Source organism: Dokdonella sp. (assembly GCF_035511235.1).
Lineage (GTDB): Bacteria > Pseudomonadota > Gammaproteobacteria > Xanthomonadales > Rhodanobacteraceae > Dokdonella.
Genome location: NZ_DATKFQ010000014.1, coordinates 1 through 23,083 on the forward strand (window position 1 = coordinate 1; position 23,083 = coordinate 23,083).

Consider the following 23,083-nt stretch of genomic DNA (forward strand, 5'->3'; position numbering starts at 1 on the left):
AATCGTGTAGCCATGCGGATGGTGAGTTCTCTACCCTCAACAGGCAAGGAGAACTCATGAAGAAGCGTTTCAGCGACGAGCAGATCATCTCGATCCTTCGCGAGGCCGAGGCCGGCGCGATGCCGATCAAGGCCCTGTGCAAGAAGCACAACATCACAGAGCAGACCTTCTTCCGCTGGCGCAACAAGTTTGGCGGGATGGACGTGCCGGACGCTCGGCGGCTGAAGGATCTCGAGTCGGAAAACAGCCGACTGAAGCGCTTGGTCGCCGAACAGATGCTGGTGATCGACGGGATGAAGGATATCGTCCGAAAAAAATGACGACCCCGATGGCACGGCGCGAGTCGGTCCAGGTGCTGGTCCGTCGGGGAGTTTCGGAGCGCAAGGCTTGCCGGTATCTGGGCCTGAGTCGGCGCATCAGCAGCTACGAGCCGACGCAGCCCGAGAAGGACCGGGCCGTGGCCGAGAAGCTTTTGGCGGCCTCGCCGCAGGTGCCGCGGTTCGGGTATCGGCGGATGGCGGCGTGGCTGGCGCTTGGCGAGGCCCGCGTGCGCCGTCAGTGGCGGGCGCTCGGCCTGAACATCGCGCGGCGCCGGCCGCGTCGTCGGCGTTCGGGCAGCGACATCCGGCTGCCGGGCGCCGTGCGGCCCAACGCCGTGTGGAGCTACGACTTCGTGCACGACCAGATGGTCGATGGCCGCGCGTTGAAGCTGTTGTGCGTGATCGACGAGTACACGCGCGAGTGCTCGGCGATCGAAGTCGGCGCGAGCCTGCGGGCGCAGGACGTGATCCTGACGCTATCGCGGCTGATGCGGCTCTATGGGAAGCCGGCGTTTGTGCGCTCGGATAACGGCGCCGAGTTCACTGCGGCCAAAGTCATGCGATGGCTGCGCGACGCGGCAAACTGCGCGACGAGCTGCTCAATCGCGAATGGTTCCGCAGTCGCACCGAAGCGAAGGTGCTGATCGAGCGCTGGCGGCAGTTCTACAACGAGCAGCGGCCGCACAGCGCGCATCGCTACAAGACACCGGCCAGCGTCCGCCAGGCGGGGCAGGAACCCGATACCATATCAGTCCGGACTCACCGCCTGACTGGCTACAAGATCCTACGCAGGTCACCTGGACGCGCTCGCCGTTGCCGACGCAGGACCTGCTGACAAGCTCCCATTTCCGGCTGGGTTGCCGTAGAGTTCGCCTTGTCGGGTGACACCAACGCCCTAGGCGTTAGGTCGCGCAAGAGGAATCATGATGGCCAAGGCTCGCACGCTGTTGTTTGTTGCTGAAGGAAAGGATTTGAGCGGCAACCCAGATAGCGTCTGGGTCTATAAGCAAGGCGGTTCCTACTACCTCTCGAGCTTTGGGGTTTCTGGCCGTACTCACTTGTGCCATCCATCTGTTCGAGATCAGGAAGGTATTAAGCGAGAGATACTTCTAGTCTTCCATTTCAAGGTTGAGAAGGTTATCTATCCTCATGAGCTCGGACGTAATAGTCCAAGTGAGGCCTAAAAGTTAATTCAAGTCCATGCCGCTTCGCGGCATGGCTTAGTTCAGGCGTTAGCTGGAAAGGAGAGATGTACGTGATTCGTAGCTATGGACTGCACTGGCGCTCTGATCGTGTCGCATGGGGACGCCCCAACAACGCCGGCACACTGCTTGGTGCGGCAAGCCGCAGTCACCGCTCGCAGGCGGTAGATTTCCGTACTCAGCGTGGCATCTATGCGCTCTATGCGGAGTACGAGCTTGTTTATGTCGGACAGACCGGGGCCCGAGTAAATGATCGCCTTTTTAATAGGCTCAAATGCCATCGAGTTGATCATCTCTCTGAGCGCTGGGACAGATTCTCTTGGTTCGGTACTCAGTGGGTGACGCAACAGCATCGCTTATCAGCCGATACTGCTGGCGTTCACGAGACGATCGAGGCAACACTTAACATGCTTGAAGCAGTCTCGGTTGCCATTGCCGAGCCAAGGCTCAATCTGCAGCGTGGTCGCTGGGGCGATGCTACTCAGTACTTTCAATGGTGGGACCGAGCAGAAGAAGAGCTGGAAGACTAGCGCGCAGTTGCCAGTTAATGTTGGGTAAGAAGATCCGAGTGACGGCAATGGATCAGTTCACCTTCTCCGGCGGCCAGTCCTCGGGAACCAGTGCCGGTGGTTTGATCCAGGACTGTTCGACCAAGGCGTCCTGAAACCAGTGCTCGCGCAAGTTCGCGTGTTCGGTGACGATGAGCTGGAAGGCGAGCGCGTCCTCCTACGTGAACTTGTACAGCAAGTCGAATAGGGTTTGGCCGCGGCCAGGTCGGCATTTGCTCCAGTCTTCTGGATCGAACCGTCAGCCTCCTGGTGGACCTGCTCGGTGCGCGAATGCGCATAAGCGGCGCGCGCGTGACGACCGCTGCCTAGAGTAGGCCTCGCAGCACCAACAGCAGACCGACCACCGAAGCGACCCAAACCAGCGAGCGAACATACGGAATGCCCGCCGCATAGATCGGCACGTAGGCCACGCGTGCCCAGAAGTACAGCTGTGCGCCGAGGGCCGTCATCGCGTCACTTCGGCCGGTCAGTACCACCGCGAGCGCCGCGGCGGCGAAGAACGGGAACGTCTCGAGGAAGTTGCGCTGGGCGCGTTCGAGCCGTCCGGCGACGCCGGTCAGCGGTGTCGGGACGCCGTCGCGGGCGCCGGCGTTCCATTGCATGCCACGCTGGCGGGTCATCAGGGCGGCGGCGGCGAACAACTGGACCAGGCCCAGCACGACGGACCAGGCGAGCATGCGGAGTTCGATCGGAAGCGATTCGATGGTCATAACGAATTCCCCTCGGTTGTCGTATCAACGCGGCGTCAGGATACAACCCGAGCCGGCAGGCGGGAGCTTAGCCGAGCGGCCGGTTGACGGGTCTGCTCGAGGCCGATGAGAAGGGGGCGTCGTCCGCGCGAGCGCGCATCGGCGTTCGTCGGATGATGGTCGCGCGCGTCGTTTTTTACGAGCGGAGGGTGGAAGTGCGAGCAGATGTTCGCGTGGCGGCGTATCGCGCCGGGACGCTACTGCCTGGGGCGATCCACACGCGTGTGCGCGATGCACGCGGCTACCCCGATCGCGCACCGGCCGCGGCATTGCGCACGCGGCCGGATAAGACTGTGTGAAACCCATGCGGCCCGCCGACCGGCGAGCCGCATGGGTTCTGCGATGAATCAGCGCGGCGGCGCCTCAAAGTCGTAGCGGAAGATCGCGTCCGGCAGCGGTTCGGTCACGGTCAGGTCGATCGGGATCGCGATCATCGAGCGCAGCGGGCTCTTGGCCTCGACGCAGACCTGCGTCGTGTAGTGACCGGGCGTCAGCGCCGAGGCGTCGATGCCGATCGCGATCGGCTGCGTCGATCCGGACATCACATTGCCCTGGCCCTGCGCGACGGTCAGCCACGGCGTCGTGGCCGCGCTGGCACACTGCAGGCCCGATGCGGCGGCGTCGAGGTGCGGCGTGATCACGACGTGGTTCCAGCGGCCGGCATGCGAGAAGCCGGCGAAGCAGGTGGAGTGCTTGAATGCGTTGTGCGACTGCGGATGCGAGTTGAGCGCGGGCAGGAACGGCGGCGTGGCCTCGGTCCACGGCACGCCGTACTCGACGACCAGATCCTCGGTCGCGGTATCGCTGATCGTGCCGCTGACCGGGATGCGCAGCGCCAGCGTGGGGTTGCCGTCGGCGGCGATCGTGGTCTGGCCGATCAGCGTCAGCTGCTCGCCGTCGATCGTGTCGACCGGTACCGTGCTCGGCATCGAGTAGAGCTTGATCGACACCGGCATGCCGACCGGCGAGCGCTGGATGCCGACGGTCACGCCGTCGATCGTCGCGCTGCCGCCGACCTGCGGATGCTCGTCGAAGTAGAAGCGCCGGTACCAGGCATTGTCGGCGGTGCCGACGAGCTGCTCCGGATCGTCGTTCGGGACCAGATAGCACAGATCGACCGGGTCGTCGGACGGCACGTCGCTGGAGATCTGGCTCAGCACCGTGCCGTCGACGACCTCGTAGGACAGCGGATGCGCGCCGGCATTGCCCATCGTGACGGTGCGCCAGGCGCTGGCGCCGGCACCGACCGACAGCGTCAGCGCCGAGGGCGCCGCCGAGGCGATGGCCGGCCGGTCGTAAACGGCGACGGTGCCGACGCCGTAGACGCCGGCGATCGAGGTGGCGGCCAGGATCGCGCTGCCGTCGATCGCGACGCCGCCGTCGCCGAGGCTGTCGGCGTAATAGCCGTCGCCCGCCAGCGGCGGCTGATTGCGCGCGATCTCCTCGACCTGGGTCCAGCCGCTGCCGGAGGCCTCGAACACGTAGACCGCGCCCTTCGAGACGTGCGGATCGGTGTTGCTCCAGTTGACCAGGGGGGCCGACACGGCGGCGACGCCGTCCTTCAGCGCGACCGCCACGCCGAAGGTCTCGTCGGGGCTGCCGCCGACGGCCGACAGCGTATGCGTGATCGACCAGTGCCCGTTCGACTCGGTCATCAGGCAGGCCGCGCCGGGCAGCGGATTGGCGTCCGTGCCGCCGCCGGGCGCGCCGACCAGGACGCGGTTGCCGTCGGCGGCCATCGAGGTGCCGAAGTTGACCTTCTGCGCCGGCTGGTAGCAGCCGGTCACGCGCTGGGTCTGGGTCCAGCTGCCGTTGGACGGCTGGAATACGTAGACACTGCCGACGCCGATCTGCGTGAGCGGCGCGCCGACCAGGACCGTGCCGCCGCTGAGTCCGACCGAGTTGCCGAACTGGTCGCCCTGCACGCCGTTGGACGCGACCAGCTTCTGCGTCTGCTGCCAGACACCGTCGTTCTCGACGAAGACGTAGGCGGCGCCGGGTTCGAGGCTGCCGTCCTCGCGCAGGCCGATCGGCGCGCCGATCACGGCGACGCCGTTCTCGATCGCGACCGACCAGCCGAACTCGCTGAGCAGCAGGCCGTCGTCGGCGGTCAGCTTCTGCGTCTGCTGCCAGACGCCCTGGTTGCGCTTGAACACGTAGACCGCGCCCTGGCCGTAGACGCCGTTGATCGTCGCGTAGGTGGCGCCGACCATCAGCGTGTCGCCGGAGACCGCGATCGCACTGCCGAAGGAGTCCGTATCGAGTCCGCCATTGCCGACCAGCTTCTGGGTCTTGTGCCAGGCGCCGCCGGACTTCTCGAACACGTAGACCGAACCCTTGCCGCGCAGGGTCGGCGGCACGAGGTTGTACGGATCGGCCGGATCGCTGTACTCGCCGTCGCCGGTCGCGCCGACGAACAGCGTGGATCCGGAACGCGTCATCGCCGAGCCGAAGCGGCTGCCGATGTTCTGGATCGGAAACACGCCGGCATAGCCGTCGCCGGTCAGCACCTGGGCCTCGGTGCGGGCGGCGGTGCCGGCCGGCGTCTGCGGTCGCGACGCCGGACGCGGCAGCGCAACCGCGGCGGCCCAGGGCGCGCGCGCCGGATCGAGGCGCGGCGCCGGCGCGACCGCAGCGGCCGAGGCCGGGACGACCGGGCGGGCGCCCGCCGCCGCGGCGGCCGGGACGATGCTTGCAGCGGGCAGCAGCAGGCACAGCACTGCTCCACCGAGGGACTTCTTCATTCCAGGTTCTCCGGTTCTCGTAGCACGGAAGGCGGGATCGAGCCGCCCGAGGGGGCTCTCACTGGACGTAGCGAGATTTCGCGGCGAAACCTCGCAAGGACGTGCGACGCCGGCGGAGGGCGCCTCAGAACTCGGTCAGCCCCACGAAGTCCGGCGCCGGATCGAGGCCGGTGACGCGCGCCAGACCGGCCTGCGCCTCGCGCCGTCGCGACGGCTCGATGCCGGGCTGCCCGAGCTCGCGGGCCAGCCGGTCGGTCAGCAGATCGAGCTGCCAGACCTGCGCGAACGCCTCGCCGCCGAGCAGGCGGACCAGCGCGTCGCGTTGCGCGGCCAGCCGCGCCGGCGCCTGCGCATCGCGCTGCAATACGCCGCGTGCCCAGTCCAGATGGATCGCGCTGCGCCGGGCCCGCGGCGTGTCCGGGCCCTGGCTCGCTTCGGCCAGCGCGAGTGCGCGCTCCAGGTGCGCGATCGCCGCGGCATCGCCGAGCAGCAGACAGGCGCGGCCGAGACTGTCCTCGGCCGCTGCGGTCGCCGAGGGCTTGTTGACGTTGCCGGGCACGCCGAGCTCGGCCAGCGCCGCGCGCAGCTGGTCGGCCGCCTCCTGCGCGCGGCCCTGCTGCAGCAGCGCCTCGGCCAGCACGCGGCTGACACCGGCGCGCGCGTTCTTGGATTGCTCGGTGGCCTGCAGCGTCGACAGCAGCTCGCGCATGCGCACTTCCGCCTCGGCGAAACGGCCGGTCGCGATCAGATAGCGCGCGCGTGCGGTTTCGACCGCGCGCTGCACGATCGGCACCGGTTTCAGGTCCGGCGGCATCGCCGCATCGATCGCGGCGAGCTGGTCGCGCGCCTGTTCGGGATCGCCGACCGCGAGATAGGCCAGCGCCAGCCGGCTGCGCACGATCAGGGTGCCGAGGTCGGCCGGACCGAGCATCGCCTCGAAGCGCGGCAGCAGCGCCGTGAACGTCGCGATCGCCGCGGCGGTCTGGCCGGAATCGAGCTCGTGGGTGCCCTTGTTGGTGATCGTGCGCAGCACGCTGGTCTGCTCCAGATCGGGGTTGGCCTCGACGACCGCCATCGCGCGCCGGTGGATCGCCGCCGAGCGCGCCGGGTCGCCGTGCTGGTCGAGGATCGCGGCGGCCGTGCCGAGCGTCTCGAGCAGGTCCTGGCTGCTGCGGTCGCCGGCGGCGTCGAACTCGGCGATCGCGGCAGCGGCCTCGGCTTCGGCTTCCAGGCCGCGCGCCAGGAACAGCAGCGAATAGGCGCGGATCGCGCGCAGATACGGATGCCAGCGGTGCTGGCCGCCGCTGGTCCGGCGCGCCAGCGGCAGCGCGGCCTCGATGATCTGCGCGGCCTCGCGGTGCTGCGCGTTCTGGATGCGGATGTGCGCCAGCGTGGCGACGCTTTGCAGGTATTCGATCGGCACCTGCTCGCGCTGCGGCAGCAGCAGCGCATGGGCGTGCTGCGCGGCCTCCAGCGCCTGCGGCACCTGGCCGAGGTTGTTGAAGACGTCGGCGATCTCGGTCAGCAGCACGGCGCGCGTGGCGTCGCTGAGGTCGGTGCGCCGGTCCAGCTTGGCGCTGGCGCGGCCGAGCAGCTCCGCCGCGCTCAGGGCCGCGCCCTGCGCGCGGTTGGGGTCGCCTTCGCGGAAGACGTCGTTCAAGAATCTGACCAGGGTCTCCGCGTGGCGGCGCTGCTGTTCGGCGACGCGGTGCTGCGCCTGGGCCGATTCGCGCTCGCGCTCGGCCTGCTGCCGCTGCTCGCGTTCGTGGACCGTGCGGTCCAGTGCGATCAGCGTGGTCGCGACCAGGCCCAGGCTCAGCAGCGCGACCAGCGATGCCGCCAGCGCATGGCGCCGCACCAGCTTGGCGAGGCGATACGCGAACGATCCGTGATGCGCACTGACCGGCAGGCCCTGCGCCCAGCGCTCCAGATCGTCGGCCAGCGCCTGCGCGGTGGCATAGCGCGACCGCGGGTCTTCGTCGCAGGCCTTGGCGACGATCCGCGAGAAATCCGCGCCGAGCTGGCGCCGCAGCCGGTCCGGCGCGCTGCGGCGATGCCGCGCGATTTCCTCCAGGCGCGTGCGGTCGCTGACCGCCAGCGTCGCCAGCACGCGGTCCTGGCGCGGCAGCGAGGTCGTCGCACCGGCGGCCGGCAGCAGCGTGCGCGCCTGGCGCACCGCGACGCCGCAGCCGAGCTCGTAGAGCATCAAGCCGAGCTGGTAGATGTCGCTGGAGGTCGTCGCGGCCTCGCCGCGCAGCTGCTCGGGCGCGGCATACGCCGGCGTCATCGCCAGCGTGCGCGTGTCCTGCTCGTCGGTGGCGTCGAGCAGCTTGGCGATGCCGAAATCGAGCAGCTTCGGATGGCCGTCGGCGTCGACCAGGACGTTGGACGGCTTGAGATCGCGATGCAGCACCAGGTTGCGGTGCGCGAACTGGACCGCGGCGCAGACGCGCGCCATCAGCAGCGCGCGTGCGCGCAGGTCCAGGCAGCGGCGGTCGCACCAGTCGGTGATGCGCTCGCCCTCGACGTACTCCATCGCGAACCAGGGCTGGCCGGCCCCGCCGATGCCGGCGTCGACCAGGCCGGCGATGTGCGGATGATTGAGCCGCGCCAGGATCTGGCGCTCGCGCAGCGCGCGCGCATGCGGAATCGGCAGGTCGCTGCGGACGATCTTCAGCGCGACGCGCTGCTCGACGCCGTCGATGCGCTCGGCCAGATGGACCTCGCCCATGCCGCCGACGCCGAGCAGCCGCACCAGCCGGAAGCGGCCGCTGACGATGCTGCCGTCGGCTGCATCGGGGCCGGCGGGATCGAGGCGTCCGCCGCCGAGCGTCGCGTCCGCGGCCGCATCGGCATCGGTCGCCGCCAGCGTCGCGCGGACCGCCTCGGCCAGCGCCGCGTCCTCGTGCGCGAGATCGGCCAGCCGCCGTTCGCGCTCGTCGAGCGCCAGCGCATGCAGCGCATGGAACGCGGCGCGCTCGCGCCGCTTGCGCTGCAGGGCCGCCTCGTCCATCAGGTCGCCAGGTGGTCGCGCAGCCAGACGCGTGCCAGCGCCCAGTCGCGATAGACCGTGCTCTCGTCGACGCCGAGCACGCCGGCCACCTCGCGCACGGTCAGGCCGACGAAATAGCGCAGCTCGACGATCCGCGCCAGCGCCGGCTCGATCGCCTCCAGATCGACCAGGGCCGCGTCCAGGCGCTGCACGTCGGTATCGGCCGACATCGGCAGCTCCATGACCTCGAGCAGCTCCAGACGCTCGAGCTGGCCGCCGTGCTTCTCGGTGCTCGCGCGGCGCGCGCGGTCGACCAGGAAATGCCGCATCGCGCGCGCGGCGACCTTGAAGAAATGCGTGCCGTCGCTGATCGGCGCGGCGCCGCGCTCGATCATGCGCAACAGCACGTCGTTGACCAGTGCGGTCGGCTGCAACGTGGTCGCGCGCTCGCCGCGCAGCTGGCGTCGCGCGATCGCGCGCAGATCGGCATAGATCAGCGACAGCAGCTGGTCGAACGCGGCGGCGTCGCCGTTCTGCCAGCGCTGGATCAGCGCGGTCGTATCGTCCGCGGTCACGGTGGGATCGGGAGTGGTCAAAGCGATCACGGGCAGTGGACGCCGACGATCAGATCCCTTGCGGCGCATCAGAGGGCCATGGCCGTGCACGCTGCCTGCGCGGCCGGCCAGCGTCAAGATGCGGCGCAACGGACGGGTGCGCCGGCTGAATACGAACGATGCCCCCTGCGCCGGGAGGGCTTCGGTACGAGGATGGGTGGCGGATAGAGGCGGGCCGGGGCGCGCGGGCAATCCGATAGCCGGCGCGCGGCAGCGGGATTCAGCGTGTGAGCAGGTCCACATAGCCCTGATAGCTGTAGCTGCGATTCTTCTTCTGACCGGTCAGCTCCACGACCACACCCAATTGTTCGAGCGCCTGCACCGCGGCGTTCGCGGTGGGGAACGTGGTGTCCAACTGCTGGCGTACGCGTTCCACGGTGAAGCGCGGCATCATCGGCAGCGACTCGAACAACCGGTAGATGGTCGGGCTGGCCGTGGGCGAGCTCAGCAGCTTGCGGCGATCGGCGGCGATCAGGGTGGCGATGGCGACGACGCTGCGTTCCGACTCTGTCGCCGCGACCGCCACACCTTCCAGAAAGAACGCCACCCATGATTCCCAGTCGCCTTCGCTGCGGATGGCCGACAGGCGGCGGTAGTACTCGGCCTGGTGCTGTTTCAGGTAGCCGCTGAGGTACATCAATGGCTCGGCCAGCAGCTTCCAGTGTTCGAGCAATGCCGCGATCAGCAGACGACCGATGCGTCCGTTACCGTCCAGAAACGGATGGATGGTCTCGAACTGCGCATGGATCAGTGCGATCTTCACGAGCGGCGGAAGATCGTTCGTGCCTGCATGGATGAAGCGCTCCAGATCCGCCAGCAGGTCCGGCACGCGCTCGGGTGGAGGCGGCACGAACACCGCGTTACCGGGCCGCGTGCCGCCGATCCAGTTCTGCGAACGCCGCAGCTCGCCCGGCTGCTTGCCCGCGCCGCGCGCACCGTCGAGCAGCAGTCGGTGCGCGTCGCACAGCAGGCGAACGCTGATCGGCAGGCCATTGGGATCGCGCATCTGCTCCTGGACCAGGCGGAATGCGCGCAGGTAGTGGGTAACCTCGGCAACGTCGTCGGTATTGCCGATCTTGAGGCCCGCTTCCTCATCGAACAGATCGGTCAAGGTCGCCTGCGTGCCCTCGATCTGCGAGGTGAGCAAGGCTTCCTTGCGGACAGCGCCGTAGAGCAGCCAGTCCACCGACGGCACCAGCCCCGACACGCCCGACAGCCGCGCCAGCGCCAGTTCCGCCTGCCGGTTCAGATCGGCCAAGGAGGCTGGCGTCATCGGCGGATCGGCAGGCGGAAGCGGATAGGGCACGAAAGCGCGAACCGACTCGCCCAAGGTCGTGGAAATCGCGTAGGTGCCGGTGCGGCGGTTCATCTGAAGATCTACTTTCATTGCAGCTGATGATATTAAAGCATTCTTTATTTACATGAGCCAGTATGAAAGTGGGTTTTCATTGGGCGGCGCCGATGCTTCGTCATCAGTCATGTCTCGCGCTTAAGCTTCACCAGCGCCCATCGACCGGGTCTCGCAACGCGACTCTCGACGGCAGCTCACCGACGAGCCGCCTGATGCGGACGTTCAAAAACGCGCCACGCCACGAAGAAGGCGGCTGCCACGCGCCCTGCGCCGAACGACAATTCCCCCAGCGCTGGACCCGAAGCATCGCCCGACCGGATGAAGGCGCGCGGCCATCATCCCGGCATCGGCCTCGTCGGCCCGGCTGCGAAGCTGCATTCGCCGGGCCATCGCTCGCGCGCAGTGCGGCGATTTCGGGCAAGAAAAAAGGCCTGGAGATCATCCAGGCCTTGGGTGAATGGTGGAGGTGGCGGGAGTCGAACCCGCGTCCGAAGGCGCTTGACGCCCAGTTCTACATGCTTAGCTCACCGTTGAGTCTCGTCAGCCGGCAGCACGATGTGCGAAGCGCGCCGGGCGACCAGCCTGCTTGATTTGACCCTCGGACCGGCAGGCGGCAGGCGAGGGCGATCCCGTGATAGTGACCCTACATCCACGAGCACAGGCACAAGTGGGTTCGGGGCTTACGCCTTAAGCGGCGAGAGCGTAGTTGTCGTCGTTGGCAACTATAAGTTTGCAGCTGGATTAACGAGGAAAGCGGCCCCCTCGGCATGCACCAAGCTATCTCACTACCCCCGTCGAAGCCAGGACACCCCCGGGGTCGTGCATCCTAGCACGCTGCATCAGATGAGGGTGGCGGCCGTCATCTCAAGCGGCTCGCCGCGATTCGGCCGGCCGGGTGCCGGATGCGGCATGTGTGGGCTGATCGGCGAGGCGCCGCTCCGCGAGACATCGGTCGAGCTCGACATCGGCTGGGCGGCAGTGGCGGAGGTCGTCGCCCACCGCTGGGTGTGTCCGCGTCGCCGCCGGGCTTGGCTGCGGCGTCATGCGATACGCGTGTCGAAGACGGTGCTGCCGGCGACACCTCGTTCAGGCGGCCTTGTTGTGCGCGCGCATCGTGCGCTGCTTCTCGCGATTCCAGTCGCGTTCCTTCTCGGCGTTGCGCTTGTCGTGGTCCTGCTTGCCGCGCCCCAGGCCGATCTCGACCTTGACCTTGTTCTTCTTCCAGTACACGGCGGTCGGGACGATCGTGTAGCCCTTGCGCTCGACGGCGCCGATCAGCTTGTCGATCTCGGCGCGATGCAGCAGCAGCTTGCGCGTGCGCCGGTCCTCGGCGATCACGTGCGTGGATGCCGAGATCAGCGGCACGATCGATGCGCCGAACAGGAAGATCTCGCCGTTGCGCACGATCGCATAGGCATCGCCGAAGTTGAGCCGGCCGGCGCGCAGACTCTTGAGCTCCCAGCCCTGCAACGCGATGCCGGCCTCGTAGCGCTCGTCGATGTGATAGTCGTGGCGCGCGCGCTTGTTCAGCGCGATCGTGCCGCCGCCTTTTTCGGTGTCTTTCTGTTTGGCCATCTTGGTTACACTGCCGCTGGTCGCCGGTGCCGGTCTTCCGTCCCGTGCGTGTTGAAATTGGTTTTTTCCGGAGCTTTCGTGTGACCCACATCAGCCGCAGCGCACTGGTCCGCTACACGCCCCGGCAGATGTTCGACCTCGTCAACGACGTGGAAGCATACCCGAGCCGCTTTCGCTGGTGCTCGGCCGCGCAGGTGCTCGAGCGCGACGAGGCCGGTATCACTGCGCGGCTCGATCTGCGCCTGGCCGGCATCGTCCAGTCGTTCACGACGCGCAATCTCAATCTGCCTCCGGACCGCATCCAGATGCGTTTCGTCGACGGGCCGTTCAAGACGCTCGAGGGCGTCTGGGCGTTCCAGGCGCTCGGCGAGGCCGGATCGAAGGTCTCGCTGACGCTGGATTTCGAATTCGCCAGCCGCCTCGCCGGGGCCGCGCTGCGGATCGGCTTCCAGGGCCTGGCTGACCGCATGGTCGACGATTTCTGCCGCGTCGCGCGCGATGTCTACGGCTGAGCCGATGCTGCGCGTGGAGATCGCCTATCTCGATCCGGACTGCCAGTTCCTGGTCCGGCGCGAAGTCGCGCCGGGCACCACGGTGGCCGAGGCGCTCGATGCCAGCGGCGTCGATGCGGTCTGCCGGATCGCCTGGCGCTCGCTCACGGTCGGCATCTGGTCCAGGCCGGCGCGGCCGGACACGGTGCTCGGCGACGGCGATCGCATCGAGATCTACCGGCCGCTGCAGGTCGATCCGAAAGAGGCGCGCCGGCGGCGCGTCGAGAAGGCGCGCCGCGCTCAGCCCTGACGCTGTTCGCCGCCGCCCTGGTTCGGGCGTTCTTCCTTCGGGCGCTTCTCGTCGGGGAACTGGCGCTTGAACTTGCGTGCGTCCTTGATCAGCTGGTCGGCGTCCTCCGGGAAGTAGTCGCCCTCGACCTTGACCAGCGCATCGTTCTCGAAATACAGCGTCAGATCCTTGCTCTCCATCTTGCCGCGGCCGCGGCGGATCGAGGAGACGTAATCCCAGCGGTCCTGGTCGAACGGGCTGATCACCGACGGCGAGCCCATGACCAGCAGCACCTGACGCTTGGTCATGCCGGTCTTGAGCGAATCGACCGTTTCCTTGTCGAACAGATTGCCCTGCTGCACGTCGAGCTTGTAGATCAGGCCGCAGCCGCCGAGTGCGGCCAGACAGAGGACGGCGAGGAGGATGTGGCGCATGCGCGGGCTACCCGACAGTGACAAAAGCGGTCGGATGATACACTAGCGCCCGTTAACAGACCTTGGCCCGCCTCCTGCTCAGTAGCACCCGGCAGCCGGCCAGTACACCGGAGGACGACCATGGAAACCACCGACCTGCGCCGTGCGGGATTGAAGGTGACGCACCCGCGCATGCGGATTCTGTCCATCCTCGAGGAAGGGGACGGCAAGCACTTCAGTGCCGAGGACATCTACCGCAAGCTGCTCGAGAGCGACGAGGACATCGGTCTGGCGACGATCTACCGCGTCCTGACCCAGTTCGAGGCGGCCGGGCTGGTGCTCAAGCACAACTTCGAGGGCGGGCAGGCGGTCTACGAGCTCGACCGCGGCAAGCATCACGACCACATGGTCGACGTCGATACCGGCAAGGTCATCGAATTCACCAGCGAGGAGATCGAGCGGCTCCAGCACGAGATCGCCGACCGCTACGGCTACATCCTCGAAGAGCACAGCCTGGTGCTGTACGTCAGGGCCAAGAAGAAGCGCTGACGCGCCGGCTGCCGGCCCGAGCCGGCAGCACCGTCCGGTCCGGATCGTTCGGACCTCGTTCAGACTGCGCGCGCCAGCGCCTCGGCCAGGCCGCGGTAGGCAGCCGGCGTCAGCTCGCGCAGCCGGGCCTTGGCGTCCTCGGGCAGATCCAGGCCGTCGACGAAGCGGCGCAGCGCCTCGCGCCCGATGCCCTGGCCGCGCGTGAGCGCTTTGAGCTGCTCGTACGGATTGGGCAGGCCGTAGCGGCGCATCACGGTCTGCACGGCCTCGCCGAGCACTTCCCAGCTGGCGTCGAGGTCCGCATCCAGGCGCGCCGGATCGACCTTGAGCTTGCCGACGCCCTTGACCAGTGCATCCAGCGCGATCAGCGTGTGGCCGAACGCGGTGCCGAGCGCGCGCAGCACCGTGGAGTCGGTCAGGTCGCGCTGCCAGCGGCTGATCGGCAGCTTCGCGCTGAAATGCTCGAACAGCGCATTGGCGACGCCGAAATTGCCCTCGGCGTTCTCGAAATCGATCGGATTGACCTTGTGCGGCATCGTCGAGGAGCCGACTTCGCCGGCCTTGAGCGCCTGGCGGAAATAGCCGAGCGAGATGTAGGCCCAGACGTCGCGCGCGAAGTCGATCAGGATCGTGTTGATGCGGCGGATCGCATCGCCGATCTCGGCGACGCAGTCGTGCGGCTCGATCTGGGTCGTGTACGGGTTGAAGACCAGGCCCAGGCCCTCGACGAAGCGCCGCGCGAACGCCGGCCAGTCCACGTCCGGGTAGGCGATCAGATGCGCGTTGTAGTTGCCGACGGCGCCGTTGATCTTGCCGGTCAGCTCGACCGCGGCCAGCTGCCGGCGCTGGCGTTCGAGCCGCGCGACGACATTGGCGATCTCCTTGCCGAGCGTCGTCGGCGAGGCGGTCTGGCCGTGCGTGCGCGAAAGCATCGGCTGCGCGGCCAGCTCGTGCGCGAGCCCGCGCAGCAGGCCGGTCAGGCGGTCCAGCGCCGGCAGCAGCACGCCGTCGCGCGCGTCGCGCAGCATCAGCGCATAGGCCAGATTGTTGATGTCCTCGCTGGTGCACGCGAAATGCACGAATTCCTTGGCCGCGCCGAGCGTCGGATCGTCGCCGATCTTCTCCTTGATCAGGTACTCCACGGCCTTGACGTCGTGGTTGGTCTCGCGCTCGATCGTCTTGATGCGTTCGCCGTCGGCGGTCGAGAAATGCTCGCCGATCGCCAGCAGACGCGCGCGCGCGTCGTCCGGCAACGGCGCGACCTCGGCGATCGCCGGCTCCTGCGAGAGTGCCAGCAGCCATTCGAGCTCGACGCGGACGCGCCGGTGCATCAGGCCGAACTCGCTGAAGATCGGCCGCAGCGGCTCGGCCTTGGCGGCGTAGCGGCCGTCGAGCGGCGACAGGGCGAAGAGGGCGGCGGTGTCGCTCATGGGGTGGTTTCCGTTGTCTTCTTGGGCTGCACGGTGATGGTCTTGATGCGCGCGCCCTGCATCTTTCGCACGATCAGATCGAAGTCGTCGAAGCCGAGCGTCTCGCCCTCGGTGGGCAGGCGCTCGAGTCGGTCGATGATCAGACCGCCCACCGAATTGACGTGGACCGGCGCGGGAATGTCGCGTTCGAGCATGCGCTCGAGTCGGAAGATCGGCAGGCCGCCGGAGATCGAGAACGAGCCGTCGGCGGCCTTCTGCACGGCGCCCGGACCGGCGCGGCGGTGCTCGTCCTCGATGTCGCCGACGATGACCTCGATGACGTCTTCCATCGTGAAGAAGCCGACGATGCGGCCCGATTCCTCGGCGCACAGCGCAATATGCGTATGACCGGTGCGGAAGCGCTTGAGGATGTCGAGCACCGGCGCCTCCAGCGGCACCGTCACCGACGGGCGCAGCAGCGCCGGAATGTCCGGAACCTGGCCGTCGTTCTCGGTCACCGCCTGCAGCAGATCCTTGACGTGCAGGATGCCCAGGACGGTTTCCTCCTCCTCGTCGAACCACGGATACCGGCTGTAGCGCGCGGTCCGGAACGAGGCCAGCACCTCCTCCAGCGACATGCCCTGATGCAGGTAGGCCAGCTGGTCGCGCGTGCGCATCAGGTCGCCGGCGACCAGCTCCGGCAGCTCGAGCGCGTGACTCATCATCACGAACTCCTCGCCGACCGGGCGGCCGCTGCGCGCCGCGCGCTTGGCGTGCAGGATCAGCTTGAGCTCGTCGCTGCTGTATTGCTGCTCCTCGCTGTGCGCGTCCAGGCCGGCGCTGCGCAGGATGCGGTTGGCGCTGGCGTTGAGCAGCCAGATCGCCGGGTACATCAGCCAGTAGAACGCATACAGCGGCGCCGCCGTCCACAGCGACATGCGCTCGGGCCGGCGGATCGCCATCGACTTGGGCGCCAGCTCGCCGAGCACGATGTGCAGGTACGAGATCACGGTGAACGCGATCACGAACGCAATGATGTGCGCGGTATCCGGCCCCACCTCGAATCGTGCGAACAGCGGCTCGAGCAGACTCGCGAACGCCGGTTCGCCGATCCAGCCCAGGCCCAGCGAGGACAGCGTGATGCCGAGCTGGCAGGCCGACAGATACGCGTCGAGGTGCTCGTGGACGTTCAGCAGCACGCGGCCGCGCCAGCCGTGGCGTGCCGCCAGGCCGGCGGCTTGGGTGTGGCGCAACTTGACCAGAGCGAATTCGGCCGCGACGAAAAAGCCGTTCAACAAGACCAGCAGCAGCGCGGCAAGAAGGTAAAGCAGGTTCCCCAGCATGGACCGACGGATCGGGAAAGACCGGCCGATTCTAGCATTGCGGGCAGCACGCACCGGCGCGCGGCCTCCGAACCGGTATGGACGGCTATAATCGCGGTTTTCCCTTTCCCCTCCGAAACCGCAGGACACCGACGATGAGCCAGTACCGGATCGAGCGCGACAGCATGGGCGAGCTGAAGGTCCCCGCCGACGCGCTCTACGGCGCGCAGACCCAGCGCGCCGTGCAGAATTTCCCGATTTCCGGGCTGACCATGCCGCGCGAGTTCATCCGCGCGCTCGGGCTGATCAAGTCCGCCGCCGCCCAGGCCAACGCCGACCTCGGACACCTCAAGAAGACCCATGCGCGGGCGATCCGCAAGGCCGCCGAGCGCGTGGCCAGGGGCGAGTTCGACCAGCATTTCCCGATCGACGTGTTCCAGACCGGCTCGGGCACGTCCAGCAACATGAACGCCAACGAGGTCATCGCGCACGTCGCGGCGCTGGCTGGCAGCAAGGTGCATCCGAACGACGACGTCAACAACGGCCAGTCGTCCAACGACGTGATCCCGACCGCGATCCAGGTCAGCGCGGTGCTGACGACCAGCGAGAAGCTGCTGCCGGCGCTGGCGCATCTGAAGGCCGTGCTCGACAAGCGCGCCAAGGAGCTGCGCAAGGTCGCCAAGACCGGCCGCACGCATCTGATGGACGCGATGCCGGTGACGTTCGGCCAGGAGCTCGGCGCCTGGTCGGCGCAGATCCGCTCCAACATCGAGCGCATCACCGACACGCTCAAGCGGGTGCGCCGGCTGCCGCAGGGCGGTACCGCGGTCGGCACCGGCATCAATGCCGATGCCGAGCTCGGCCCGCGCGTCGCGGCGGAGCTGACCAAGCTCACCAAGGTCAAGTTCGAGGCCGCCGACAACTACTTCGAGGGCATCGGCTCGCAGGACGCGGCCGTGGAACTGTCCGGCCAACTCAAGACGCTTGCGGTCGCGCTGACCAAGATCGCCAACGATCTGCGCTGGATGAACTCCGGTCCGCTGGCCGGCCTCGGCGAGATCGAGCTGCCGGCACTGCAGCCGGGATCCTCGATCATGCCGGGCAAGGTCAACCCGGTGATTCCGGAGGCGATGGCGATGGTTGCCGCGCAGGTGATCGGCAACGATCTGACGATCACGATCGGCGGCCAGAGCGGCAATTTCCAGCTCAACGTGCAGCTGCCGGTGATCGCCTACAACCTGCTGCAGTCGATCGAGATCCTCGCCAATGCGGTGGTCGCGCTCGCCGACAAGGCGATCGCCGGTTTCAAGGTGCGCGAGGACAACATCAAGGAAGCGCTCGCGAAGAACCCGATCCTGGTGACCGCGCTCAATTCGGTCATCGGCTACGACAAGGGTGCGGCGACCGCCAAGCAGGCCTATAAGGAAGGCCGCCCGATCATCGACGTGGCCCTCGAGACGACCGGCCTGTCGCGCAAGGAGCTCGAGCAGCTGCTCGATCCGACCGCGCTGACCAAGGGCGGCATCCACGGCGGCTCGGCCGGCGGCTGATCCGCATCGATTGTCGATAACGTGCGTTCGCGCACGTTATCGACGCGCGCGGTCCGGTAAATGCCGCAGCGCTTTTGCCGAATCACGATGCGCTTCGTGGTCGCGCTGCGCACAACGGCGGCATGCCCGGCCATCGGACGGTTCGTGGCGTCCGGCACAGGTCTTCGCCGGTCGTGCCGGGGATGATTGCGCAGAACTCTTTCGATGATGCAGGGGGTGTGATGAAGATGAGAGGTCTGGTGCTGGCGGTCGCGTTGGCCGCCGGCAGTGTCGCCGCGCAGCAGAGCGCGGACATCAAGGGCGAGGACCTGACGTCCGGCGCGGCCGACGCGCGGCTGGCCGGCATCGGCCGCGAGGCGGGCGCGTCGAATCAGCGCGTCGTCGTCACCGCGCCGCAGTACTGGCACGGCTCGATCGCCGCCAAGCTGCGCGCCGGCGGCGGCAGCCGCCTCAATGTCGTGCTGCGCGACGGCTTCTACGAGAACGTCGTGATCCGCGTCGAGGCGGCGACGCCCGAGCCGCCGCCGCGCGCCGAGGCGCCGCCGGCCCGTCCGGCCGCCGAGCGTGCGCCGGCTGCGGCGCCGACTCCGCCGCCGGCGGCCCGGCCCGCGCCGCCGCCTCCACCGCCGCCGGCTCCGGCCGAACCGGCCCGGACCGCCGCGCCCGAACCGGCGCGTGCCCAGACGCCCGCGCCGGCACCGGCTCCGCAGGCCCAGACGCCGCCGGCAGCCGCTCCGGTCGCAGCACCGCCGGCCGCCGAGGAAGCGCCGCTGCAGCCGCCGGTCTTCGATCGCTTCGCCGAGCCGTCCGACGTGGCCGAGGAGCGCAGCTTCCTCGAGCGCTCGTACAACGACAACCGGCGGATCCGCGCACGCCTCAAGCCGAGCGATCTGCGTCCCGGCGATACCGTCTACACGCGCAACGGCGCCGCCGTCGTGATCCGCCGCGAAGGCGGTGCACTCGACCGGTACTGGCTGGAAGGACAGCTCGACCTCGAGCAGCCCGGCATCGTCAAGGAAGGCGGCAACCGGTATCAGGTGCTGCGTTCCGGCTTCCGCTGACGCCGAACCGCGGCCATCCGCCGGCACAAAAGGCGGCACCTTGCGGTGCCGCCTTTTTTCCGGATCGAGGTTTGGCCGCGTTCGCGGCGCTGCCCGGATCCCGTCCTCAGCTCGCCGTCTCGATACGGCGGCCGCGCATCCAGATCGCGGCACCGATCATCGCCGCACCAGCGAGGATGCCGATCCACATCGGCGCGGTCGCGAACCTCGCGTAGACCACGGCCGGCGAGAGATTGTCCAGCACCGATCCGCTCTGCAGCATCGCCGCGTTGCGGCCGAGCCAGCTGAACGCGCCGTCGCCGAGCCAGGAGCCGGGCACGATGCCGAACAGCAGCCGCGCCAGCACGTCGTTGAGCAGCACCGAGCGGTCGATGTTGGGCAGACCCAGCGCGCCGACCCAGGTGTTGGCGACGAAGATCAGCACCGGCAGGATCACCGCCCACAGGAACGGCTTGCTGCGCACGAAGGCCGACCAGAACAGCAGCCAGCCGATCGTCGGCAGCGCCCAGGCCGCGTCGGCCGGGATCGTCAGCAGCATGCGGCCGAACAGCGAGAACGGTCGCGAGGCGGCCAGCAGCGGCAGCGGATTGATGCCGTGCAGGGCGGCCCAGGTGCCGATCACGATCAGGAACAGCGCGAACGCGATCGTCGAGATCAGTAGCGCGATCAGCGGCGCGACGAACATCGCCGAGACCACCTTCGACAGCACCGTCGCGGTATCGCTGACCGGCAGCGATTTCCAGAACAGCACGCTGCGGTCGCGGCGGTCGTCGTAGAGCGCGCCGAGCAGGTAGAAGAACAGCACGAAGAACAGCGCGATGCACGGCACCATCGCGAACGACACGTAGGCCGCGTCGAGCGCGCGTCCGGCCTGGGCGATCTGGCCGCTGCTGACCATCTGCGTGATCGACTCCAGCGACACGCCGACGCTGACGTTGATGCGGCTGGCATAGACCTCGGCCCAGATGATGCCGAGCAGCGTGAACAGCAGGATCGTCGCGCTGATCCAGAACGGCGTCCAGAAGAAGCCGCCGCGGTGCTCCCAGTATTCGCGCTTGAGGAGCCAGGAGAACGTGTTCATGCGTAGGTTCCTTTCATCGTGGCGACGAACAGATCGGCGACGCTCGGCTTGTGCAGGTCGCCGAGCGCCGACAGGCGGGCGCGATCGACGCCGTCGAACAGGAAGATCGACTTGCCGAAGATCTGCCGCTCGTTGATCGGGCCGAGCGCACGGGCCTGATCGGCCTTGTCCGGATTGACCATGACCTCGCAGTAGCGCTCGCCGACCTCGTCCATCGTCGCCGCCAGCGCGATCTTGCCGTCGCGGATGAAGACCAGGTCGGTCAGGATGTGCTCGATCTCCTCGACCTGGTGCGTGGTGACGATGATGGTCTTGTTCTCGTCGAAGTAGTCGTTGAGCAAGGTCTCGTAGAACGCCTTGCGGTACAGGATGTCCAGGCCCAGCGTCGGCTCGTCGAGCACCAGCAGGCGCGCGTCGATCGCCATCACCAGCGCCAGGTGCAGCTGCACGATCATGCCCTTGGACAGTTCGCGCACGCGCATCTTCGGGGTGATCTTGGTATGCGCCAGGAACGCCTGGCACTTCTCGCGCGAGAAGCGCGGATGCACGCCGGCGACGAAATCGACCGCCTCGCTGACGCGGATCCACCGCGGCAGCACGGCGACGTCGGCGATGAAGCACACCTGCTGCATCAATTCGCTGCGCTGGCGGCGCGGATCGAGTCCGAGCACCGAGAGCCGGCCGTCGAATTCGGTCAGGCCGAGGATCGCCTTGAGCGCGGTGGTCTTGCCGGCTCCGTTGGGACCGATCAGGCCGACGATGCGGCCCGCTTCGATCGTCAGATCGACCGCGTCGAGCGCGACCGACCGGCCGTAGTGCTTGCTGAGCCCGCTGGCCTGGATCACTGCGCTCATGACCGGTCCCCCGGCTCGCGCTGGCCGACCGTGGCGAGCAGCTCGCGCAGGTCCAGACCCAGGCGCTGCAGGCGCGCGTGCAGGGCGGGCCATTCCTCTCGCAGGAAGCGCTCGCGTTCGGATTGCAGGAGCGCGTCGCGCGCGCCGTCGGTTACGTACATGCCCAGTCCCCTTCTCTTTTCAACCAGGTTCTCGTCGACCAGCTCCTGGTACGCCTTCGACACGGTGATCGGATTGATCTGGAAGTCCGCGGCGACCTGACGTACCGAAGGCAGCGCATCGCCTTGCTTGAGGACGCCGTCCAGGATCATCGCCACCACGCGGTCGCGCAGCTGGCGGTAGATCGGCGTCGAATCGTTCCAGGCGACGTTCATGGTCATTCCTTGACCGCGACGCCCGTGGCGGTCGCCTTGCCGAACGAGTAGTACGGCATGTCCAGCGAGATCTTGCCGATCAGGCCGTCACGCGCCGGAGCGGTCGAGGCGTAGCCGCGCGCGCCTGGCTCCTGCTCGGCGGCCGCCAGATCCTCGGCGGTCGGCTGGACGCGGACTTCGGGCAGGACTTCGAGGTCGGGGCGGACCAGGACGGTCGGCAGGACCGGAATCGCGGCCGACTGGACGGCGGCCGGCGCGGCGGCCGGACGGTGCGGCATGCCGGACAGGCCGAAGGTCAGCACGAGGAGACCGGTGGCGATCAGCAGGGCAGGGATCAGGCGGGTGGACATGACAACCTCCTTCGAGGTGGTTGGGGTGACTGATGAAGTAGTGTTGTAGTCAACTATAACACCAAATCGGAATTCGTCAAGCGGTATCGGTCCACGAGATCAAAAAAGGAGATGGCGCGGAATCGGGGCGCCGGTCAGGCGACCGTCGCGCGGATCCGCTCGACTTCCGAGCGCGGCGGCGCGCCGAACAGGCGCTTGTACTCGCGATTGAACTGCGAGGGACTCTCGTAGCCGACGCGATGCGCGGCCGATGTGGCCTCCAGGCCCTCGACCAGCATCAGCCGGCGCGCCTCGTGCAGGCGTAGCTGCTTCTGGAACTGCAGCGGCGACATCGTCGTGACCGACTTGAACTGCCGGTGCAGCGAGGAGGTGCTCATGTGGACCTCGCTGGCCAGCGAGTCGATGCTGAGCGGCGACAGATAGCGCTGGCGCAACAGATGTACCGCCCGCGCGATCCGGTGCGAGCGGTGGTCGGCGGTGGCCAGGTCGCGCAGGCGGTGGCCGAGTTCGCCGATCAGCACGCGGTAGAAGATCTCGCGCAGCGCGAGCGGCGCCAGCACCGGCAGGTCGGCCGGCGCATCGAGCAGGCGCATCAGGCGCAGCACCGCGTCGAGCAGCTGCGGATGCGCGCGCGCCGAATACAGGCCGCGATCGAGCGAGGCCGGCGCCGCCGAGCCGGTGTCGAGGATCAGCTGGCCGAGCAGGTCCGGATCGACGTCCAGCCGCAGGCACAGGTACGGTTCTTCGGGCGTGGCCTGGACGACCTGGCCGACCATCGGCAGCGTCACCGAAACGACCAGATAGTGCAGCGGATCGTAGTGGTAGGTCTCGCCGCCGAGCAGGGCGATCTTGCTGCCCTGGGCGACGATGCACAGGCGCGGCTCGTAGACGCTGGGCGTGCAGGTGGTCGGCGTGCTCGCACGGATCAGCTTCAGGGCCGGGACGGCGGTATCGTGCACGCCGTCGGCCGGCGTGAATCGGGCAATGCGCCGTGCCAGTTCGGCCTGCGCGGCCGGGATCGCGGTCGGGAACGTGGTATCGACGGACATGCGGTGAATCCTCGTGCTGCGCGCCGGTGGGCAGGCGGCGATTATGGTGCCGGGGGTTCGCGCGCAGCAGGCCGCTGTCCGGCGAATTGCAGGATCAGGCAATCATCGGCCAGCAATTGAGCTACCGGCGCCGCAGTTGCGGCCGTAACGTGGCGGCCTGCCAAAAGCCGGAGCC

The 23,083-nt window shown here is 67.9% G+C and carries 21 protein-coding genes, 1 other RNA gene and 1 pseudogene; 8 read left to right on the plus strand and 15 right to left on the minus strand.

The window, feature by feature from the left end; genetic code table 11:
* Positions 1–56 precede the first annotated feature (56 nt).
* The 3 genes and pseudogenes from VMR06_RS07920 to VMR06_RS07930 form a co-directional block, all read left to right on the plus strand.
* Positions 57–1,077: pseudogene (locus VMR06_RS07920) on the plus strand (IS3 family transposase); the annotation flags it as partial.
* 169 nt (positions 1,078–1,246) lie between these two features.
* Positions 1,247–1,504: a hypothetical protein gene (locus tag VMR06_RS07925; protein WP_325374904.1), complete on the plus strand. Its 258-nt coding sequence runs from the start codon at positions 1,247–1,249 to the stop codon at positions 1,502–1,504.
* 71 nt (positions 1,505–1,575) lie between these two features.
* Entirely contained in the window at positions 1,576–2,052 is a 477-nt protein-coding gene (locus VMR06_RS07930) for a GIY-YIG nuclease family protein (protein ID WP_325374906.1), read from the plus strand.
* Between the two features lie 344 nt (positions 2,053–2,396).
* On the opposite strand, the gene VMR06_RS07935 is transcribed toward VMR06_RS07930, so the two are convergent.
* The 7 genes from VMR06_RS07935 to smpB form a co-directional block, all read right to left on the minus strand.
* Positions 2,397–2,801 (minus strand): MAPEG family protein, encoded by a 405-nt coding sequence (locus VMR06_RS07935; protein ID WP_325374908.1) that lies wholly within the window; start codon positions 2,799–2,801, stop codon positions 2,397–2,399.
* A gap of 386 nt (positions 2,802–3,187) precedes the next feature.
* Positions 3,188–5,584, minus strand: a complete 2,397-nt coding sequence (locus tag VMR06_RS07940; protein ID WP_325374910.1) for an FG-GAP repeat protein — start codon at positions 5,582–5,584, stop codon at positions 3,188–3,190.
* 124 nt (positions 5,585–5,708) lie between these two features.
* Positions 5,709–8,597, minus strand: a complete 2,889-nt coding sequence (locus tag VMR06_RS07945; protein WP_325374912.1) for a protein kinase domain-containing protein — start codon at positions 8,595–8,597, stop codon at positions 5,709–5,711.
* Complete coding sequence (locus VMR06_RS07950) at positions 8,597–9,151, minus strand: ECF-type sigma factor (RefSeq protein ID WP_325374914.1); 555 nt, start codon at positions 9,149–9,151, stop codon at positions 8,597–8,599. The genes VMR06_RS07945 and VMR06_RS07950 overlap by 1 nt, the downstream gene beginning before the upstream one ends.
* 259 nt (positions 9,152–9,410) lie before the next feature.
* On the minus strand, positions 9,411–10,559 hold the full coding sequence (locus VMR06_RS07955; RefSeq protein WP_325374916.1) for a Fic family protein: 1,149 nt from the start codon (positions 10,557–10,559) through the stop codon (positions 9,411–9,413).
* A gap of 440 nt (positions 10,560–10,999) precedes the next feature.
* Positions 11,000–11,354, minus strand: a transfer-messenger RNA (tmRNA) gene (ssrA, locus tag VMR06_RS07960).
* 273 nt (positions 11,355–11,627) lie between these two features.
* On the minus strand, positions 11,628–12,116 hold the full coding sequence (gene smpB / locus VMR06_RS07965; protein ID WP_325374918.1) for an SsrA-binding protein SmpB: 489 nt from the start codon (positions 12,114–12,116) through the stop codon (positions 11,628–11,630).
* 80 nt (positions 12,117–12,196) lie between these two features.
* Between smpB and VMR06_RS07970 the strand changes: the two genes are divergently transcribed.
* The gene (locus VMR06_RS07970) at positions 12,197–12,628 is read left to right on the plus strand and encodes a type II toxin-antitoxin system RatA family toxin (protein WP_325374920.1); all 432 of its coding nucleotides are present in this window, start codon (positions 12,197–12,199) and stop codon (positions 12,626–12,628) included.
* Positions 12,615–12,917, plus strand: coding sequence for an RnfH family protein (locus VMR06_RS07975; protein WP_325374922.1), 303 nt, complete (start codon positions 12,615–12,617; stop codon positions 12,915–12,917). Before VMR06_RS07970 ends, VMR06_RS07975 begins: the two co-directional genes overlap by 14 nt.
* Here the strand turns inward: VMR06_RS07975 and VMR06_RS07980 are convergent.
* Positions 12,908–13,330 carry an outer membrane protein assembly factor BamE gene (locus tag VMR06_RS07980; RefSeq protein WP_325374923.1) on the minus strand — a complete coding sequence of 141 codons (423 nt, stop codon included), beginning with the start codon at positions 13,328–13,330 and terminating at the stop codon, positions 12,908–12,910. The two genes, VMR06_RS07975 and VMR06_RS07980, sit on opposite strands and share 10 nt — an antisense overlap.
* A gap of 120 nt (positions 13,331–13,450) precedes the next feature.
* Between VMR06_RS07980 and fur the strand changes: the two genes are divergently transcribed.
* Positions 13,451–13,858 carry a ferric iron uptake transcriptional regulator gene (gene fur / locus VMR06_RS07985; RefSeq protein WP_325374925.1) on the plus strand — a complete coding sequence of 136 codons (408 nt, stop codon included), beginning with the start codon at positions 13,451–13,453 and terminating at the stop codon, positions 13,856–13,858.
* A 59-nt stretch (positions 13,859–13,917) separates the two neighbouring features.
* Here fur and purB read toward each other — a convergent pair whose 3' ends face one another.
* Positions 13,918–15,288 (minus strand): adenylosuccinate lyase, encoded by a 1,371-nt coding sequence (gene purB / locus VMR06_RS07990; RefSeq protein ID WP_325374928.1) that lies wholly within the window; start codon positions 15,286–15,288, stop codon positions 13,918–13,920.
* Complete coding sequence (locus VMR06_RS07995) at positions 15,285–16,610, minus strand: hemolysin family protein (RefSeq protein ID WP_325374931.1); 1,326 nt, start codon at positions 16,608–16,610, stop codon at positions 15,285–15,287. Before VMR06_RS07995 ends, purB begins: the two co-directional genes overlap by 4 nt.
* Before the next feature lie 134 nt (positions 16,611–16,744).
* On the opposite strand from VMR06_RS07995, the gene VMR06_RS08000 reads away from it, so the two are divergent.
* Positions 16,745–18,139 carry a class II fumarate hydratase gene (locus tag VMR06_RS08000; protein ID WP_325374933.1) on the plus strand — a complete coding sequence of 465 codons (1,395 nt, stop codon included), beginning with the start codon at positions 16,745–16,747 and terminating at the stop codon, positions 18,137–18,139.
* A 221-nt stretch (positions 18,140–18,360) separates the two neighbouring features.
* Complete coding sequence (locus tag VMR06_RS08005; protein ID WP_325374935.1) at positions 18,361–19,200, plus strand: hypothetical protein; 840 nt, start codon at positions 18,361–18,363, stop codon at positions 19,198–19,200.
* A 106-nt stretch (positions 19,201–19,306) separates the two neighbouring features.
* Here the strand turns inward: VMR06_RS08005 and VMR06_RS08010 are convergent, their stop codons facing one another.
* The 5 genes from VMR06_RS08010 to VMR06_RS08030 form a co-directional block, all read right to left on the minus strand.
* Positions 19,307–20,281, minus strand: coding sequence for a hypothetical protein (locus tag VMR06_RS08010; RefSeq protein ID WP_325374937.1), 975 nt, complete (start codon positions 20,279–20,281; stop codon positions 19,307–19,309).
* Positions 20,278–21,135 (minus strand): ABC transporter ATP-binding protein, encoded by an 858-nt coding sequence (locus VMR06_RS08015; protein ID WP_325374940.1) that lies wholly within the window; start codon positions 21,133–21,135, stop codon positions 20,278–20,280. Before VMR06_RS08015 ends, VMR06_RS08010 begins: the two co-directional genes overlap by 4 nt.
* Entirely contained in the window at positions 21,132–21,509 is a 378-nt protein-coding gene (locus VMR06_RS08020; protein WP_325374942.1) for a GntR family transcriptional regulator, read from the minus strand. Before VMR06_RS08020 ends, VMR06_RS08015 begins: the two co-directional genes overlap by 4 nt.
* A 2-nt stretch (positions 21,510–21,511) precedes the next feature.
* On the minus strand, positions 21,512–21,859 hold the full coding sequence (locus tag VMR06_RS08025) for a hypothetical protein (protein WP_325374944.1): 348 nt from the start codon (positions 21,857–21,859) through the stop codon (positions 21,512–21,514).
* 134 nt (positions 21,860–21,993) lie between these two features.
* The gene (locus VMR06_RS08030; RefSeq protein ID WP_325374946.1) at positions 21,994–22,908 is read right to left on the minus strand and encodes an AraC family transcriptional regulator; all 915 of its coding nucleotides are present in this window, start codon (positions 22,906–22,908) and stop codon (positions 21,994–21,996) included.
* Between the last annotated feature and the right edge of the window lie 175 nt (positions 22,909–23,083).

Coding starts and splice junctions, on each gene's coding strand:
- VMR06_RS07925 (WP_325374904.1), top strand. CDS start 1,247: ATGGCCAAGGCTCGCACGCTGTTGTTTGTTGCTGAAGGAAAGGATTTG.
- VMR06_RS07935 (WP_325374908.1), bottom strand. CDS start 2,801: ATGACCATCGAATCGCTTCCGATCGAACTCCGCATGCTCGCCTGGTCC.
- VMR06_RS07940 (WP_325374910.1), bottom strand. CDS start 5,584: ATGAAGAAGTCCCTCGGTGGAGCAGTGCTGTGCCTGCTGCTGCCCGCT.
- VMR06_RS07945 (WP_325374912.1), bottom strand. CDS start 8,597: ATGGACGAGGCGGCCCTGCAGCGCAAGCGGCGCGAGCGCGCCGCGTTC.
- VMR06_RS07955 (WP_325374916.1), bottom strand. CDS start 10,559: ATGAACCGCCGCACCGGCACCTACGCGATTTCCACGACCTTGGGCGAG.
- smpB (WP_325374918.1), bottom strand. CDS start 12,116: ATGGCCAAACAGAAAGACACCGAAAAAGGCGGCGGCACGATCGCGCTG.
- VMR06_RS07975 (WP_325374922.1), top strand. CDS start 12,615: ATGTCTACGGCTGAGCCGATGCTGCGCGTGGAGATCGCCTATCTCGAT.
- VMR06_RS07980 (WP_325374923.1), bottom strand. CDS start 13,330: ATGCGCCACATCCTCCTCGCCGTCCTCTGTCTGGCCGCACTCGGCGGC.
- fur (WP_325374925.1), top strand. CDS start 13,451: ATGGAAACCACCGACCTGCGCCGTGCGGGATTGAAGGTGACGCACCCG.
- purB (WP_325374928.1), bottom strand. CDS start 15,288: ATGAGCGACACCGCCGCCCTCTTCGCCCTGTCGCCGCTCGACGGCCGC.
- VMR06_RS07995 (WP_325374931.1), bottom strand. CDS start 16,610: ATGCTGGGGAACCTGCTTTACCTTCTTGCCGCGCTGCTGCTGGTCTTG.
- VMR06_RS08000 (WP_325374933.1), top strand. CDS start 16,745: ATGAGCCAGTACCGGATCGAGCGCGACAGCATGGGCGAGCTGAAGGTC.
- VMR06_RS08005 (WP_325374935.1), top strand. CDS start 18,361: ATGAAGATGAGAGGTCTGGTGCTGGCGGTCGCGTTGGCCGCCGGCAGT.
- VMR06_RS08010 (WP_325374937.1), bottom strand. CDS start 20,281: ATGAACACGTTCTCCTGGCTCCTCAAGCGCGAATACTGGGAGCACCGC.
- VMR06_RS08015 (WP_325374940.1), bottom strand. CDS start 21,135: ATGAGCGCAGTGATCCAGGCCAGCGGGCTCAGCAAGCACTACGGCCGG.
- VMR06_RS08020 (WP_325374942.1), bottom strand. CDS start 21,509: ATGAACGTCGCCTGGAACGATTCGACGCCGATCTACCGCCAGCTGCGC.
- VMR06_RS08025 (WP_325374944.1), bottom strand. CDS start 21,859: ATGTCCACCCGCCTGATCCCTGCCCTGCTGATCGCCACCGGTCTCCTC.
- VMR06_RS08030 (WP_325374946.1), bottom strand. CDS start 22,908: ATGTCCGTCGATACCACGTTCCCGACCGCGATCCCGGCCGCGCAGGCC.